General features: G+C 60.3%; 13 protein-coding genes. 1 reads left to right on the top strand and 12 read right to left on the bottom strand.

Annotation, left to right across the window (positions count from 1 at the left end; genetic code table 11):
* Positions 1 to 42: 42 nt before the first annotated feature.
* The 12 genes from RSF91_RS01230 to RSF91_RS01175 all read right to left on the bottom strand — a co-directional run bounded on the left by RSF91_RS01230 (position 43) and on the right by RSF91_RS01175 (position 14,490).
* Positions 43 to 1,629 (bottom strand): class I adenylate-forming enzyme family protein, encoded by a 1,587-nt coding sequence (locus RSF91_RS01230; RefSeq protein WP_332566708.1) that lies wholly within the window; start codon positions 1,627 to 1,629, stop codon positions 43 to 45.
* A 63-nt stretch (positions 1,630 to 1,692) separates the two neighbouring features.
* Positions 1,693 to 2,496, bottom strand: a complete 804-nt coding sequence (locus tag RSF91_RS01225) for an SDR family oxidoreductase (protein ID WP_332566707.1) — start codon at positions 2,494 to 2,496, stop codon at positions 1,693 to 1,695.
* A 6-nt stretch (positions 2,497 to 2,502) separates the two neighbouring features.
* Entirely contained in the window at positions 2,503 to 4,047 is a 1,545-nt protein-coding gene (locus RSF91_RS01220) for a class I adenylate-forming enzyme family protein (protein ID WP_332566706.1), read from the bottom strand.
* 15 nt (positions 4,048 to 4,062) lie between these two features.
* Entirely contained in the window at positions 4,063 to 4,929 is an 867-nt protein-coding gene (locus RSF91_RS01215; RefSeq protein ID WP_332566705.1) for a 3-keto-5-aminohexanoate cleavage protein, read from the bottom strand.
* A gap of 62 nt (positions 4,930 to 4,991) precedes the next feature.
* Positions 4,992 to 6,152 carry an acyl-CoA dehydrogenase family protein gene (locus tag RSF91_RS01210; RefSeq protein ID WP_332566704.1) on the bottom strand — a complete coding sequence of 387 codons (1,161 nt, stop codon included), beginning with the start codon at positions 6,150 to 6,152 and terminating at the stop codon, positions 4,992 to 4,994.
* On the bottom strand, positions 6,145 to 8,121 hold the full coding sequence (locus tag RSF91_RS01205) for an acetyl/propionyl/methylcrotonyl-CoA carboxylase subunit alpha (protein ID WP_332566703.1): 1,977 nt from the start codon (positions 8,119 to 8,121) through the stop codon (positions 6,145 to 6,147). The genes RSF91_RS01210 and RSF91_RS01205 overlap by 8 nt, the downstream gene beginning before the upstream one ends.
* Positions 8,118 to 8,960: an enoyl-CoA hydratase/isomerase family protein gene (locus RSF91_RS01200; RefSeq protein ID WP_332566702.1), complete on the bottom strand. Its 843-nt coding sequence runs from the start codon at positions 8,958 to 8,960 to the stop codon at positions 8,118 to 8,120. Before RSF91_RS01200 ends, RSF91_RS01205 begins: the two co-directional genes overlap by 4 nt.
* An 11-nt stretch (positions 8,961 to 8,971) precedes the next feature.
* Complete coding sequence (locus RSF91_RS01195; protein ID WP_099736506.1) at positions 8,972 to 10,150, bottom strand: acyl-CoA dehydrogenase family protein; 1,179 nt, start codon at positions 10,148 to 10,150, stop codon at positions 8,972 to 8,974.
* 53 nt (positions 10,151 to 10,203) lie between these two features.
* On the bottom strand, positions 10,204 to 11,847 hold the full coding sequence (locus RSF91_RS01190; RefSeq protein WP_332566701.1) for an acyl-CoA carboxylase subunit beta: 1,644 nt from the start codon (positions 11,845 to 11,847) through the stop codon (positions 10,204 to 10,206).
* Positions 11,844 to 12,734, bottom strand: coding sequence for an SDR family oxidoreductase (locus RSF91_RS01185; protein WP_332566700.1), 891 nt, complete (start codon positions 12,732 to 12,734; stop codon positions 11,844 to 11,846). Before RSF91_RS01185 ends, RSF91_RS01190 begins: the two co-directional genes overlap by 4 nt.
* Positions 12,734 to 13,381, bottom strand: a complete 648-nt coding sequence (locus tag RSF91_RS01180) for a TetR family transcriptional regulator (RefSeq protein WP_332566699.1) — start codon at positions 13,379 to 13,381, stop codon at positions 12,734 to 12,736. The genes RSF91_RS01185 and RSF91_RS01180 overlap by 1 nt, the downstream gene beginning before the upstream one ends.
* 89 nt (positions 13,382 to 13,470) lie before the next feature.
* Complete coding sequence (locus tag RSF91_RS01175) at positions 13,471 to 14,490, bottom strand: AraC family transcriptional regulator (protein WP_332566698.1); 1,020 nt, start codon at positions 14,488 to 14,490, stop codon at positions 13,471 to 13,473.
* A 114-nt stretch (positions 14,491 to 14,604) separates the two neighbouring features.
* On the opposite strand from RSF91_RS01175, the gene RSF91_RS01170 reads away from it, so the two are divergent.
* Positions 14,605 to 15,789 (top strand): lipid-transfer protein, encoded by a 1,185-nt coding sequence (locus RSF91_RS01170; RefSeq protein ID WP_332566697.1) that lies wholly within the window; start codon positions 14,605 to 14,607, stop codon positions 15,787 to 15,789.
* The last annotated feature ends 6 nt before the right edge of the window (positions 15,790 to 15,795 follow it).

Here is a 15,795-nt window from a genome sequence, read left to right as displayed (position 1 = left end):
AGCCAGCGACAAGCTGGCTTTTTTGACGAAGCGCCGACTCTCTCAACCGCCCCAGAGTTCCTTGGCGATCTGCTCGAATTGGCGGCGCATCACATTCTTTTGCACCTTTCCCGTCGCCGTTGCCGGAAACGTATCTACAAAGTGCACCAGCTTGGGCACTTCAAAGCCGCCCAGATGATTGCGGCAATGCGCCAGCACGGACTCCACATCCACCGTCGCGCCAGGCTTTCGCACTACAAAAGCGCAGACCGCCTCACTCCAGTGCGGGTGTGGCAAACCCAAAACAGCCGCAGCCGCTACATCCGGGTGAGCGAGCACCACCGCTTCGACCTTGACGCTGGCCACGTTCTCTCCGCCGGTCTTGATCATGTCTTTTTTGCGATCAATGAACTCCAAGCGGCCCTGCTCATCCCAGCGCCCCAGATCACCCGTGTGGTGCCAGCCAAATTTTTGTGCCTCTGCCGTGGCCTTGGGATCCTTGAAGTAGCCCAGCATCACATTGGGGCCGCGATGCACGATTTCACCCAGTTGATTGGCCCCCAGTAAATTGCCGCTGTCATCCATCACCGCTGTCTCGCAGGTCGTCAGCGACCGACCCCAGAAGTTGGCATCGCACTCCGGGTTGTTCAGCGGGTAGAAGGTCATGGTCGCCGGGTAGATCTCGGTCTGCCCCGTAGCCAGCGAAATATTGCGGCACATGCGCTGGGCGATCTGCGCAATCAGCGGCTTGGGAATGGGTGCCATGGCATAGATGCATTGCCGAATCGAGGTGGGCGCGAAACCGGGGTCAGCCAGCACGGCCGCATACATCAAAGGCAGACCCACAAAAATCGTGACGCGCTCACGAATCACCAGCTGACTCACCTCGGCCGGTACAAACTGCCGCGTAAACACCGTGCAGGCGCCTGTCGCCAGCGCTGTCTGAACCAGAGCGTGCTGTGCACAGTGAAACAATGGCAACCAGCCACTGAGCACATCCGCCTCGGTGTATTTCATTTCATCAATATTGCCCTTGACCGCGGTGTAGACCGATAGATGCGAGTGCACCACGCCCTTGGGGTTACCGGTCGTGCCACTGGTGTACATCAGCAAGGCCGCCTGGTTGTCGTCGATATCAACCTCAGGCAAAGCATCCGGCTGCCCCGCCTCTGCCTGCTGCAAAGTCACGCCCGGAAGGCCTGAGCCGCCTTGCGCCTGCGACCGCGTAATGATGAGCGGCAACTGCAGGCTCTGCAAAAGCTCTGGCAAGCCGGGCAAGCCCAGCAGTTCCTGATCAACCACCACTGCCGAAACCTCAGCGTGCCGCAAGATGTAGTCAATGGCAGACACCTCCAGCTTGATGTTCACAGGCACCCACACCTGAGAGGCTTTGTGAATGCCATTGCAAGCCACCACCATATCGATGGAGTTGGCGCACAGCATGCCAATCTGTTTACCCGCGCCGAACTTTGAAAGCAGATAGTGCGCAAAGCGTGAACTGCGCGCATCCAGCTCGGCGTAGCGCAGGCGCTGATCGCCATCAACCAGCGCAGTGCGCTCGCCAAATTTCAGCGCCGTGCGATGCAGCAAGTCGCCCAGTGCAATGCGCCGGATACGGCGCGCCTCTTTCGTCAGACTCATCTCGATCATGGTTGTCCCCTTGATTGTGTGTGACTCCAAACCCCAGTGCCCACGCTTTTTATTGTTGTATCTCTACGCTTTCTCTCTCATACCGGCTGCCGCAGCAGTGATCATGGGAGACAGCTGCCCCTGCGCGCCCCCATCGCAGGCGATCACAGTGCCCGAGATATAGCTGGCCGCATCGCTGCCCAAAAACATGGCCAGCCGGGCAATGTCATCCGTTGTGCCCATACGCCCCAGCGGCACCATGCTGCGCACCATCGCATCCCCTTCTTCGCCCTGCGGTGCCAGTCGGCGCATGCCTTCCGTGCCTTCAATCGGACCGGGAGAAATCGCATTCACCCGCACGCCTTTGGCACCCCACTCCAGAGCCAGCACCCGCGACAACTGGTCCACACCAGCTTTGGCCGCGCAGACATGGGCCTGATACATCATCGGCACAGTGGACTGCGGTGCGGTGATGAAAATCAGGCTCGCACCCGGCTGGCGCAAATGCACCAGCGCCTGCCTTGCTACGTGAAAGCTGCCCAGCAAATCAATATCCAGCACCACCTTGAAGGCGTTGGAAGACATCTGCTCCGCAGGCGCCAGAAAATTCCCTGCCGCGCCAGACACCAGTACATCCAGCTGCCCATGGCGTGCCTCGGCCTGTGCAAGCGCAGCCGCAACCGCTTGCTCATCGCGCACATCGGCTACCACGCCTAAAGCGTCTGCCCCCAGCGTGGCAACCGCCGCATCCACATTGGCCTGCTTGCGACTGACGACCGACACCTTGGCACCCGCTTTGGCATAGGCCTGCGCAATCCCCAGATTGATGCCCGTAGTGCCGCCAAACACCATCACATGGCGGCCTGTGAAATCGAATTGCACATTCATGATGTTTCAGCCCTCTGCGCGCAACAGCGCTTTTTGAATCTTGCCCGCCGGAGTCAGCGGCAGCTCCGCCCGCAGCACCAGCTGGCGCGGTACTTTGTAATCTGCCAGGTGCTGGCTGCAGTGCGCCAGCAACTCGGCCTCTTTCAAAACCACACCCGGCCTGCCCACCACGTAGTAGCGCCCCACCTCGCCCAGCACCGGGTCTGCCACGCCAATGCCCGCGACCATCATCACGCCCGGGTAGCTGGCGATGACCGCCTCCACCTCGCTTGGGTAGACGTTGAAGCCGCCCTGAATGAACATGTCTTTCTGCCGCCCCTTCAGATAGATCAGGCCTTGCTCATCCACAAAGCCCAAATCCCCTGAATGCAGCCAGCCTCCGGCAAAAGCATTCGCGTCTTGCTGCTGCCCCACATAGCGCTCAATCACCCCTGCACCGCGAAACCACAGCTCGCCCACTTCACCGGGTGGCAATGCTGCGCCATCGACCCCGGCCACGCGCATTTCTGCTCCCGCCAGCGGCTTGCCAATACTCTGGAGCAACGCCTCCTGACTCGCCTGCCAAGGCGTCATCACAATCGCCCCCGAAGTCTCAGACAAGCCATAAAGATTCATGATGGCCACGCCCGGGAACAGCTGCTGAATACGGCTGAGCAATGCGGGTTCCACATTCGAGCCACCCACCACAATCAGGCGCAGCTGGCTCAAATCTGTCTCTGGCAGCAGCGGATGCATGAGCAGCAAAGTCAGCATCGTGGGCACACCTACCAACCATGTCGGGGGGTGGCGCTGCGCCATCTGCAGAACCACTTCGGGGCTGAACATGGGCACCAGCTCACAGGTTCCGCCCGCCAGCAGCATGGTCAACAAGCCACAGGTAATGCCGCCCACATGATTGAGCGGCATGGCCAGTTGCACCAAATCATCCGCACTGGCGCACACATGGCTGCACTGCGCCAGCGCAGAGCCCAGTTGCGAGCGATGCGTGAGACCTGCCGCCTTGGGCCTGCCTGTTGTGCCCGAGGTGTAAATAATCATCAGCAGGTCATCGGGCTGCGCACCCTCCCCATAACCCGAAGATTCATGAGTTGCCTGCAACTGCTGCTCAAGCCCGGCATCCACCCACAGCAAATGCTGCAATGACTCAAAACGCTGTCTGGCTTGATCCAGATAAGCCACATAGTCAAACCCCGCCATCTCGCGTGGCGCAAGCACGGCCTTGATGGCGCTGTCTTGCAGCATGAAATCCAGCTCGGTGCTGCGATAGCGAACACTGAGCCCGACCACGACCGCGCCCATTTTTGCGGCGGCCAGATACGTCAAAATCCACGGCAAGCCATTGGGCAAGATGATGCCAATGCGGTCACCGCGTCGCAGGCCTTGGGCAAACAAAGAATGCGCCCACGCCTCAGCCATGGCATCGACCTGCTGCCAGCTGTAGCTTCGGCCTTGGTCGATATAAGCCGTTTTATCGGGATATGCGGCTACCGTCTGGGCCAAGGCCTGCGCAACGGTTTCAGGAGTGGTCTGCTGAATCGGTAGAGCGTTCATATACAGCTCCTCAACTCAGGCCGCCAGATGCAGTATTTTTCGCGCTTCTTGCGGCGTGGCCACTTCGCGCCCCACATCCCGGGCATAGCGCGCCAGTTGCTCAATCAGCGGCGCATTCGAGGTGACCTTGCGCCCGTCTGGCAGATAGAAGGTGTCTTCCAGACCGCTGCGCAGATGACCTCCTAGCTCTGCGGTACGCAAATGCGCAGGCCAGATTTCACTGCGGCCAATCAAGGTGGTCTGCCAGGGCGCATCCTTGATCTTGAGCTTGAGCAAAATGGGCAGCAAATCCGGGTCGGCAGGCATGCCGGATTCCACGCCCATCACAAAGTTGTACTCGGGCAAGCCTTTGTACATGCCGGTTTCCACATACATGCCCACGCAGCGAACAATGCCCACGTCAAAGCATTCAAACTCAGGCAGCGTATTCGTTTCAGCCATCACATCCAGAAAATCCTGCACCTTGGCGGGCTGGTTATCGAACAGCATGGGTGGCCAGGCCCAGCTGCCGTTGCTGCGCGTTTTCAGGTAATTGAGCGAGCCCGCATTGCAAGCCGCCATCTCGGGGCGCGTGGCACGCAGGCAGTCCAGCGGACCTTGGTAATCAGGCCCGACCACGCCCGTGGTCTGGTTGATGATGATGTCCGGGCAAGCATCGCGCATGGCATCAACGCAGGCCTTGGCGACTACGGGGTCCCAGCTCGGCAAGTGACCCTTGCCCTCTTCCTGCTTGCGAAAGTGCACATGCACCACCGATGCTCCGGCGTCGTAAGCCCGGCGTGCTTCTTGCGCCAGTTGCTCTGGCGTCACAGGCACATGGTGCTGCTCAGGATCGGTAAGAACACCTGTGATGGAACAGGTGATGATGGCTTTATCGGACATTGTTGCTCCTTAAATAGAAGCTGATAGCGCTTGATAGATAAGCGCTTCAGGCTAATTTCTCTTTAAATTCGCCACTGACTTGCAGCCAGTTCCTTCATGATTTCCTCAGTGCCACCGCCTATGGTCAGCACCTTGACCTCGCGATAAATACGCTCGCTGACCGTGCCGCGCATAAATCCCATGCCGCCCAGAATCTGCACGGCGGTATCGGCGCAGAACTGCATGGTCTGCGTGGCGTGGTTCTTCAGCACGCAGACCTCACCAACCCAGTCAGCGCCGGTGTCTCCGTCATCGGCCCGCACGGCTACGGTGTTGAGCCAGGCCTCGGTGCTGCGAATGCGCTGCTGCATATCCACCAGCTTGTGGCGTATGACCTGATGCTGGTTCAGCGTGACGCCAAAGGTCTTGCGCTGCTGTGCCCAGCCCAGTGCTTCGTCGTAACAAGCCTGCGCAAAGCCCAGTGCAGCGCAGGCAATCCCCAGCCGCTCACCATTGAAGTTCTGCATGATGGCGCGAAAGCCCTGGCCTTCTGCGCCCAGCAAATGACTGGCAGGTACGCGAACCCCGTCAAAGAACAGATGCGCCGTGTCTGAGCATTGCCAGCCCATCTTTTGCAGCGGGCTGCGCGACAGGCCTGCACTGCCGCCTGGCACCAGCAGCAGTGAAATACCTGAGGCTCCTTTTTCCTCACCCGTGCGCACTGCCACCGTCAGCCAGTCCGCCCGCACACCCGAGGTGATGAAGGTCTTCTCGCCATCAATCACATAGTCATCACCATCGCGACGCGCCTTGGTGCGCAGTGCCGCCACATCCGATCCGCCACCGGGCTCGGTAATGGCCAGCGCCGCGATCTTGCGACCTGCCAGCACATCAGGCACGACCTGCTGCTTCAAGGCTTCGCTGCCCAGCAGCACCACGGGTGGCAGGCCGATGTTGTGAGACAGCAAACTGGCCAGCACCCCGCCGCTGCCGCCATACCGGCATAGCGCTATCCAAAGCGCCGCACGCAGGCTATGCGTGGCAGGCGTACCGCCCAGCTCCTGCGGGTAGCCAATACCCAGCAAGCCTAGCTCGGCCGCTTGCCGGTACAGCTGGCGCGGAAACTCGCCCGCTTCATCCCAGGCCGTGACATGGGGCGCAATTTGCTCAGTCGCAAAGCGGCGCACCATGTCGTAGAGCATGTCGCGTTCAGACATATCAGAGGCATCCAACGCATTAGTCATGCTTGACCTCCGGCATGGGAGCCAGTCGCAGCAGAACCTGCCCCGGCGATACCTGCTGGCCACTACTGACCAGTACGGCTTCAACCACGCAGGCGGCCTTTACGCTCAGGCTGTGCTCCAGCTTCATGGATTCAATGACGATGGCAACCGCACCTTCCGCCAGCGCCTGCCCCAGCTCAGCATTCAGCAGCACCACACGTCCGTTGAACGGGGCTCTCAGCTCGGCGGCCTGAGCGGCTCCGCCTGCATTCTCGGGCGGCTGGTAGCTCACATCCTGCGCCCACCAGTCCACCGCACCGGCCTGCAAATGCCAGCGGGAGCTACCGTCCTCTGCATCCATCGCCACCGCGTTCACGGTTTGAGTCAAACCACCCCGTCGCGCTTTCCAGCCATGCGGTAGAAGCTCATCAATCTGTAGCAAAACGGGTTCTTCATCTTTCGCCTGCAGCGACCAGCTTTGCGCAGTTTGGGGCTGCAACTGCAGCTCTTGTGTATCGCCACGATGACGCAATTTGCGCAGCTGCGGGTAGCTGCAGGCCAGCGGCCCGGGCATCTGGCCCACAGCGCATAGCGCGCTCCATTGCTGATGCGCCTGTGCTTCACGCTGGCGCAACTGCTGCTGCAAACGCGGCGCATCACCAGCCAGATAGGAGATCAGCGCCTGCCCTTGCCTGAACACCGAGTCATTCAGACATTCCATTAAAAAAGCGCGATTAGTCGGCAGACCCAGAACCTTGAGCTGACCCAGCGCATGAATCAGCTGGTTGATGGCCTGCTCTCGCGTATCGGCATGAACAATCAGCTTGCCCAGCATGGCGTCGTAATAAGGTGTGACCTCGCTGCCATTGCGCACGGCGTGGTCAAAACGCAGCGGCGCGCGGGTAAAGGCGCTTGCTTGCGGCGCAGAGAAAAAGCGCACAACGCCGGTATGGGGCTGAAAGCTTTCGTCCTCCGCGCACAGCCTCACTTCAATGGCATGACCGCTAAACCGAACCTGCTCCTGAGCCAGCGGCAAGGCCTCGCCGCACGCCACACGAATCTGCCACTCCACCAGGTCAAGCCCGGTCAGCGCCTCAGTTACCGGGTGCTCGACCTGCAGACGGGTGTTCATCTCCATCAGATAGAACTGCTGGCCTTCGACCAGAAACTCCACCGTACCTGCCCCCACATAACCGGCTGCAGCGGCCAACGCCGTGGCGCATTGGCCCATGCGCGCACGCAGTTCTGCGTTGACTGCGGGGCTGGGTGCTTCTTCAATGATTTTTTGATGACGGCGCTGCACCGAGCAGTCCCGCTCCCCCAGATGAATCACATGGCCATGCGCATCAGCAAAAACCTGCAGCTCAACATGACGCGGGTTCTTCACCGCTCGCTCGACCAGCAAGGCACCATTACCAAAGCCCGCCAGTGCTTCAGATCTGGCACTGGCCAGAGCGGCCACCAGCTGATCGGCCCTCTCCACCAGCCGCATACCGCGCCCGCCACCACCGGCCACGGCCTTGACCATGACGGGGTAGCCAACCCTCTCGGACTCTGCGGCAAATCGGGCATCAGACTGGTTATCACCTTCATACCCGGGCAAGCAGGGCACGCCATGTGCCTTGGCCAGTTGCTTGGCCGCGGCCTTGCTGCCCAGCTGACGAATCGCCTCGGGTGGCGGGCCAATCCAGATCAGGCCCGCATCTTGTACGGCCTGCGCAAAGCCAGCGTCCTCACTCAAAAAACCATAACCGGGGTGCAGGGCATCGGCCCCTGTGGCCTGCGCTGCGGCCAGCAGCTTTTGAATATCCAGATAGCTTTGCGCTGATGTCAAACCGCCCAGCGCATAAGCCTGCGTGGCCTGCTGCACATGGGCGCTGCCTGCATCCGCATCGGAATAAACCGCGACCGTTTCTATGCCCATGCGCTGGGCCGTGGCCATGACACGCAGCGCAATCTCGCCGCGATTGGCAATCAGAATGCGCTTCATGCAATGCTCTCCTGATTCGGTGAAACGGCCCAGGGCGCAGGCTGCTTGTGAGAAAAAGCCTTGAGCCCTGCGCCCGCCTCTGCACCGCGCAGCGCACTGGCAAAGGCCTGCGCTCCTTGATTCAGCGATGCATCCAGACTCTGCGCGGGAATGGCTGCCAGCAGTTTTTTGGTGGCTGCCACGGCAGCCGGTGCGGCCTGCGCACAGAGATCAATCTGGCGCTGCAACTGGCTTTGCCAACCTTCCTCATCACTGACATTGACCAGGATTTGCACCAACCCTGCCTCATGTGCCTTAGCTGCAGACCAGCGCTGACCGCACAGCAGCCACTGCCGCGCGCGCGCCTCACCCAATCTGCGCAGCACAAAAGGGGCAATCTGTGCGGGAATGATGCCCAGCGTGACCTCTGGCGTGCCAAACACAGCTGCCTCGTCAGCCACCACTACATCTGCCACGCAGACCAGCCCCACACCGCCGCCCATGGCAGCGCCCTGCACAGCAGCGATCAGCAACTGCGGCAAGCCCGCCAGTTGCTGCAACAAACAGCCATATTCGCGATTAACGTTGACCAGTGGGTCAAATGCATCCGCGCCTTCCAGCGGTTTGCCAATGCTGCTGGCAAAACCACCCAGACTGCCACCGGCACAGAAATGTCCGCCATTGCCGCTCAGCACCACCACGCGCAACTGTGCATCTTGAGCCGCGCGTCGGCAGTGTTGCAGCAAGGCCTGCACCACCTCATCCGTCAGCGCATTTCGGGTCTGCGGTGAGTTCAGTCGCCACCACTCTACAAAGCCATTGCCCAGCGGCTGGCGTTCTACTTCAAGCACCTGAGTCATGCCCAGCTCCCTCACTGCGCAGGGCGCTTGATCATTCCCATGGTCTTACCGATGATGCCCAGCATCACTTCATCAGCACCGCCGCCGATGGAGCCCAGACGCCCATCGCGATACAGGCGCGAGACGCGGTTCTCCCAGGTAAAGCCCATGCCGCCCCAGAACTGCAGGCAGGTGTCCGCCACCTCACGCGTCAGCCGCCCCGTCTTGAGCTTGGCCATGCTGGCCAGTTGCAGCGCATCCTGCCCGCCCATGTACAGGTCAGCGGCGCGATAGGTCAGTGCGCGCAGCGCTTCCACCTCGGTCTGCAACTCGGCCAGTTTGAACTGCACCCACTGCTGATCTATAAGCGTGCTGCCAAACATGCGCCGCTGCTGCGCCCATTCGATGGTCTCTTGAATGCACTCATCCATGGCCACCAGCCCGCTGGCCGCGCACCACAGCCGCTCCTCCTGGAACTGCTGCATCTGGTAGATAAAGCCTTGCCCTTCCTGCCCAATCAGATAGCTCTGGGGCACGCGCACTTCATCAAAATAAATCAGGCCCGTGTCAGAACTGTTCATGCCGATCTTGCGCAGCTTCTTGGCCACTTCGATGCCCTTGGTCAACTTGCCATTCGGCCCGTCACGCATGGGCACCATGATGAGGCTCTTGTTCTTGTGCACCGGCCCATCGCTGGTGTTGACCAGCATGCACATCCAGTCCGCCTGAATGCTGTTGGTGATCCACATTTTCTGGCCCGTGATGACGTAATCGTCGCCATCTTTGCGCGCATGGCTTTTGATGCCCGATACATCGCTGCCCGCACCTGGTTCGCTCACACCAATGCAGCCCACCATGTCGCCCGCAATGGCTGGTGCCAGAAATTGCTCCCGCAGTGCATCGCTGCCAAAGCGCGCCAGCGCGGGCGTGCACATATCGGTCTGCACCCCAATGGCCATGGGCACACCGCCGCAGCGAATGCTGCCCAGCGTCTCCGCCATCAGCAGGTTGTACGAATAGTCCAGACCCGCGCCGCCATAGGCCTCGGGCTTGGTCAGCCCCAGCAGCCCCAGATCACCCAGCCCCTTGAACACCTTGTGGGCGGGAAAGATTTCCGCCTCCTCCCACTCATCGACATGAGGATTAATCTGCTCGTCGATATAGCGCTTCAGGGTCTTGCGCACTTCCAGATGCTCATGGGTCCACTGCATGACTTGTCTCCGTTGATATCTCTGAAGGGGAAAGGTGAAAGGCGGGTGCTCCGCTACATGCGCGCCACCCCAAACTGCATGGGGCGCACCGTGCGCTGCTGCGCTTCTTGCAAGGTAGCCAGGCAGAACGACAGCACCTGGCGCGTGTCGCGCGGGTCAATCACACCGTCATCCAGCAGCAAGCCGCTGGTGTAGAGCACATCGGCCTGTGCTTCAAACATGGCGACGATCTGGTCGTACTGTTTTTGCATCTGCTCGTCATCCACCGGCAGGCCTTTGCGGGCCATGGCCGCCTCAGTCACCTGGCGCATGGTGCTGGCGGCCTGCTCGCCGCCCATCACCGCCGTCTTGGCGCCGGGCCAGCTGAACAGAAAACGCGGCGCATAGCCACGGCCACACATGCCGTAGTTGCCCGCGCCAAAGCTGGCACCGCACTGGATGGTGATCTGCGGCACGGTGGCATTGGTCACGGCCTGAATCATCTTGCTGCCGTGCTTGATCATTCCGGCCTGCTCACTGTCCTTGCCCACCATATAGCCCGTGGTGTTTTGCAGATAGATGATGGGGTGGCCCAGTTGGCACATCCACTGAATGAAGTGCGCCGCCTTATTGGCACCAGCTACATCAATGGGGCCGTTGTTCGATATCAGGCCCACGGCATGGCCGTCGATATGCGCCTGCGCACAAAGCGTGGCCGCGCCATAGCTGGACTTGAATTGCAGCAATGCAGACCCATCCACCAGTCGCGCCATGACTTCACGCATATCCACCGGCTCGCGATGGTGGGATGGCATCAGGCCTAGTAACTCTTGTGAGTCATAACGCGGCTCAGACACTCCCGGTTTGATAGCTGCTGGCGCTTTTCCATATTGCGCAGTCGGCTGTTTCCATTGTGAAAGCTGTGCCACTACATCACGCGCCAGACCCAAGGCGTGGCGGTCGTCCTCAGCCAGATATTCACCTAAACCGGAGATAGCGGTGTGCATCTCGGCCCCGCCCAGTTCTTCTTCAGTCGCAATCTCACCCGTTGCAGCCTTGAGCAAGGGCGGGCCCGCCAGAAAGGCCCGTGACCGGCCGCGCACCATGATGACCACATCCGATAGCCCGGGCATATACGCGCCGCCTGCCGTGCCCGATCCATGCTGCACCGTGATGACGGGAAGACCAGCAGCAGACAGCCGCGCTAGGTTGCGAAACAGCGCGCCGCCCATCACAAAGCCTTCAACGCGGTAACGCATCAGGTTTGCGCCAGCGCTTTCCACCAGATGGATGAAGGGCAGCTTGTTCTGCAGCGCGATCTCTTGCACGCGCAGCATCTTGTCCAGCCCTTTTTCTTGAATTGCGCCGGCTTCAATGCCCGAATCACTAGCCACCACCATGCAGCGCACGCCACTGACAAAACCAATCCCGGCCAGCATGCCGCCTCCCGGTACCGACTTGGCCGGGTCATCGCGGTCTTGCATAAAGCCAGCCAGCGTGCACAGCGGCAACCAAGGCGATCCGCTATCAAGCAGCAGTGCCACACGCTCACGCGGCAGCAACTGGCCACGCTTTTCAAACTGGGGTTTGGCGCGCTGCGATGCCTGTGCCGCACGCTGCTCCAGCTCGCGTAGCGCCTCAATGCGTTTCAGCGTGGCTGCGCTGCGCTGCCCGGCCTGCTCACTACCGGCATTCCATTGCGATTCATAGACATTCATGACTGAAACACCTTCGGTGTCTGGTAGAGCGCAAAGCCATCAAAGGCACGCACGGCGGCGCGTTGCTGCACTTCAGCACTGGCCGCTACCGGCCCCATGCCCATGCGCACCTGCGGGCGCGCACCATCGACCCGCAGCACCGTACCGCTGATGAAGCTGGCAGCAGGGCTGAGCAAAAAAACAATGCTGGCCGAGACTTCTGCTTCATTACCAAAGCGGCCGGCAGGCACGGTGGCAGGCATCTTGCGCAACATGGCTGCGGCCTCTGGCGGGTATTGATCCATGCCACTTGAGGCGATATAGCCAGGCGCAATGGCATTGACACGAACGCCGTGCGGTGCCCATTCCACCGCAGCCGTTTCGGTCAAGCTGACCATGCCTGCACGCGCTGCGCCGCTGTGGCCCATGCCGGGCATGGAACCCCACATATCGGCCACCATGTTGACGATGGAGCCACCATGCTTGGCCATGTGCTGCACAAAGCATTCACGCGCCATCAGAAAGCCGCCAGTGAGGTTGGTGTCCAGCACCGCCTGCCAGCCCTTGGCACTAATCGTGGCCAGCGGGGCAATGTACTGACCACCCGCGTTATTGACCAGTGCATCAATTCGGCCATGCTGCCCAAGAATCTGGGCCACCAGAGCCTTGACGCCTGCCTCATCCCGAATATCCCCGCTGTGGCAGCTGACGCGTGCGGCATCCACGCCCTCCTGCCCCAGCTCTTGCTGCACAACGCTCAGTTTTTCGGGGTTACGGCCAACCAGTGCCACCGTGGCACCCAACCCTGCCAGCTCATGGGCCACGCAGCGGCCTATGCCTGAACCGCCACCGGTCACCACTACCACCTGTCCCGCCATCAATGCGGGACGGAAAACGGATTGGTACATCAACGCGCCCCAATGAATAAAGCCAGAGATTGATCGGTCAACTCATCAAGACTGAGGCTGCCGCTATCCGAATACCATTGCGCCGTCCAGTTCAGCGCGCCAAAGATCAAAAGGCGCGCAATCTCGGGTCTGGCCTTGAGCTTTCTAGTGCGGTAGAGGGCCTGCAGCACGGGCATCCACTGCGCCTCATAGGCATCTTTTTGCTCTGCAACATCAAGGCGTTGCTCATTGCTGAGAAGTCGCCATTCGTAAAGCATGACGGGGATGAAATCGCTTCCAGGCCCTACCATGATTTGCAGGTGATTGCGTATCAACGCCTCAAGCCGCGTCACACCACTGGCACGCGAACTAAGCGCCTCCAGCGCAGCCGCCTGAGCCACTGCAGCCTGAGCCATTCCATCGCGCATCACCGCGTGCAGCATGGCTTCTTTGCTCTCAAAAAAATAGAACAAAGAACCCGCCTGAATGCCTGCTGCCGCTGCGATGTCGCGGGTACTGGTGCCATGAAAACCGCGCTGCCGAAACTGCTTGGCAGCCACACACACCAGCTCCATGCGGCGCGCACTTTCATTGCGCTCACCTACCGACTTGGCAGGTCTGCCGCGCTTGCGTTTGGGTACCGAAACTTCATCCACGTTTGCTTGCATGAATGGCAGCATATCGGCATTTTTTATTTTTACCAATCATTTGTTTGGTAAAAATATCTAGGGCTTTTACTCAAGGGTTTTCGGCAGCTTCAGTCCACTACAGGGCGGGCGCGGTACAGACCCGGAGAGCTGCCCGTCCATGTCTTGAACGCCCGCTGAAAAGCCGCAGCATCGGCAAAACCCAGGTCTGCCGCCAGCGCTGAAAAACTGACCTTGCTGGTCCCCAGCCTGGACACCGCAATATCGCGGCGCAGCTCATCCTTGATGGCCTGAAACGTGGTGCCGACGGCCGCCAGTTTGCGCTGCAGCGTAGGCGCCGACATGTGCAGCGCCAGCGCCGTAGATTCCAGCCCCGCCCAGCCCGGGCGCGACTGCAGCAGATGGGTGTGTACTCGGGCATCCATGCCCTCCCCCATGCGCGAGGGCATGATGGCCGCTGCAGGCCAGCTGGCTACAAAATTTCTCAGCGCCTGCTCATCACGACTGCAGGGGCGTGACAGCTTTCGGGCATCAAACCAGAAGGCCGATGCAGGCAGACCAAACTGCAGTGGTGCAGGAAAGGTGTCGCCGTAATCGTTCACGTAATCGGGCTGCGCAAACGCAAAGTCAAAGCGCTGCACCTTGAGCGAGCCGCCCATCAACCAGGACGTAACACGCCACAGCACGCGCAGAGAAAATTCGTGCAGAAAATTGGGCTGCGGCTGGTTAGGCAGCGGCGTAATCACAATGCCTGCCAGAGAGCCATCTCGCACCAGCGATATTGCTACGTCATCCTGCAGCAAAGAAAGCGCCTGGCACATGCGCCTGAGTGAGGCCTCCAGCGTTTCACCGGCTAGCGCATGGCGGGCAATCAGCTCCAGACTCCCCCTTCTTAACGGGCGCGAGAACTGGCACATGGCCTCATCACCCAAGGTCTCCACCACTCGCCACATCAGCGCCACATATTGGTCGGCAGTGACCCGTGCGCCCTCCTGCTCCAGCAGTTCAGGCGCAATGCCTGCGCGTTGCAGCAATCGGTCGTACTCAAACCCGCGCCGGTTCACACCCGCAGCAATACCGCGCACCAGCGCCATGGACACCGTAAAGGGAATAACTGAAGAACGGGTCATGCGCACATCACTTTGAGGTTTTTTGACATATGAAAGATGCGCTCCGCAATGGGTTTGCGCATCAGTAATTTCTACGATGCGTTGTGTTGCCCCACTGTTTTCAAGGAGCTGTTCATGAGTCGTGATGTGTTTGTTGCCGGCGTTGGCATGATTCCCTTCGCAAAACCCGGAAAGAGCGATCTCTACTACCAGATGGCGGCGACCGCCACAGGCTTGGCGCTGACCGATGCAGGCGTCGCTTATGACGCAGTGCAACAAGCCTATGTGGGCTATGTCTATGGCGACTCGACCTCGGGCCAGCGTGCGCTGTATGAGGTCGGCATGACGGGCATTCCCATCGTCAATGTCAACAACAACTGCTCCACCGGCTCTACCGCGCTGTATCTTGCACGCCAGGCCGTGGCCAGCGGCGCGGCAGACTGCGTACTGGCTTTGGGCTTTGAGCAGATGACTCCCGGCGCACTGAGCTCCGTCTTTAACGACAGACCCAGCCCATTCGATCTGTTTGAAGCCGAGACCGATGCACTGGTTGGCGACAATGGCGTGCCGCTAGCTCTGCGCTACTTTGGCGGTGCAGGCAAGACTCACATGGATCAGTACGGCACCAAGCTGTCCACATTTGCCAAAATTCGCGCCAAAGCCAGCCGCCATGCAACGCGCAACCCGCTAGCACTGTTCCGCACCGAAGTGACAGAAGAAGAAGTCATGGCATCGCCCGTGATGTGGCCTGGTGTCATGACCCGCCTCATGGCCTGCCCTCCCACCTGCGGCGCAGCGGCTGCGCTGCTCGTGTCAGAGAGCTATGCGCGCAAGCATGGCTTGGACCGCAGCGTGCGCATTCGCGCCCAGTCCATGACCACGGACAGCCGCAAGACTTTTGATTCCCACGATATGCGCGAAGTGGTCGGCTTCAGCATGGCTCAAGCTGCCGCCAATCAAGTTTATGAGCAGGCCGGCATCAGCCCCAAAGATTTGAATGTGGTGGAGCTGCACGACTGCTTTGCTCATAACGAGCTGCTGACCTATGAAGCGCTGGGCCTGTGCCCCGTGGGCGGCGCCGAAAAATTTGTCTGCGATGGCGACAACACCTATGGCGGCCAGTTTGTGACCAACCCCTCGGGCGGTTTGTTATCCAAAGGCCACCCTCTGGGCGCAACCGGTCTGGCGCAATGCACAGAGCTGGTTCAGCAACTGCGCGGCCGTGCCGAGCAACGCCAGGTGGAGAACGCCCGCCTTGCCCTGCAGCACAACCTGGGGCTGGGCGGCGCGTGCGTGGTGACTCTGTATGAACGCGTCTGAAGGGCT

This window comes from Comamonas sp., assembly GCF_036643215.1.
GTDB lineage: Bacteria > Pseudomonadota > Gammaproteobacteria > Burkholderiales > Burkholderiaceae_C > Comamonas.
This window is presented reverse-complemented; position numbering and strand designations above follow the sequence as displayed.

Bases quoted from the DNA above. Each gene is read 5' to 3' on its own strand.
- RSF91_RS01230 (WP_332566708.1), bottom strand. From the start codon at position 1,629: ATGATCGAGATGAGTCTGACGAAAGAGGCGCGCCGTATCCGGCGCATT.
- RSF91_RS01225 (WP_332566707.1), bottom strand. From the start codon at position 2,496: ATGAATGTGCAATTCGATTTCACAGGCCGCCATGTGATGGTGTTTGGC.
- RSF91_RS01220 (WP_332566706.1), bottom strand. From the start codon at position 4,047: ATGAACGCTCTACCGATTCAGCAGACCACTCCTGAAACCGTTGCGCAG.
- RSF91_RS01215 (WP_332566705.1), bottom strand. From the start codon at position 4,929: ATGTCCGATAAAGCCATCATCACCTGTTCCATCACAGGTGTTCTTACC.
- RSF91_RS01210 (WP_332566704.1), bottom strand. From the start codon at position 6,152: ATGACTAATGCGTTGGATGCCTCTGATATGTCTGAACGCGACATGCTC.
- RSF91_RS01205 (WP_332566703.1), bottom strand. From the start codon at position 8,121: ATGAAGCGCATTCTGATTGCCAATCGCGGCGAGATTGCGCTGCGTGTC.
- RSF91_RS01200 (WP_332566702.1), bottom strand. From the start codon at position 8,960: ATGACTCAGGTGCTTGAAGTAGAACGCCAGCCGCTGGGCAATGGCTTT.
- RSF91_RS01195 (WP_099736506.1), bottom strand. From the start codon at position 10,150: ATGCAGTGGACCCATGAGCATCTGGAAGTGCGCAAGACCCTGAAGCGC.
- RSF91_RS01190 (WP_332566701.1), bottom strand. From the start codon at position 11,847: ATGAATGTCTATGAATCGCAATGGAATGCCGGTAGTGAGCAGGCCGGG.
- RSF91_RS01185 (WP_332566700.1), bottom strand. From the start codon at position 12,734: ATGTACCAATCCGTTTTCCGTCCCGCATTGATGGCGGGACAGGTGGTA.
- RSF91_RS01180 (WP_332566699.1), bottom strand. From the start codon at position 13,381: ATGCAAGCAAACGTGGATGAAGTTTCGGTACCCAAACGCAAGCGCGGC.
- RSF91_RS01175 (WP_332566698.1), bottom strand. From the start codon at position 14,490: ATGACCCGTTCTTCAGTTATTCCCTTTACGGTGTCCATGGCGCTGGTG.
- RSF91_RS01170 (WP_332566697.1), top strand. From the start codon at position 14,605: ATGAGTCGTGATGTGTTTGTTGCCGGCGTTGGCATGATTCCCTTCGCA.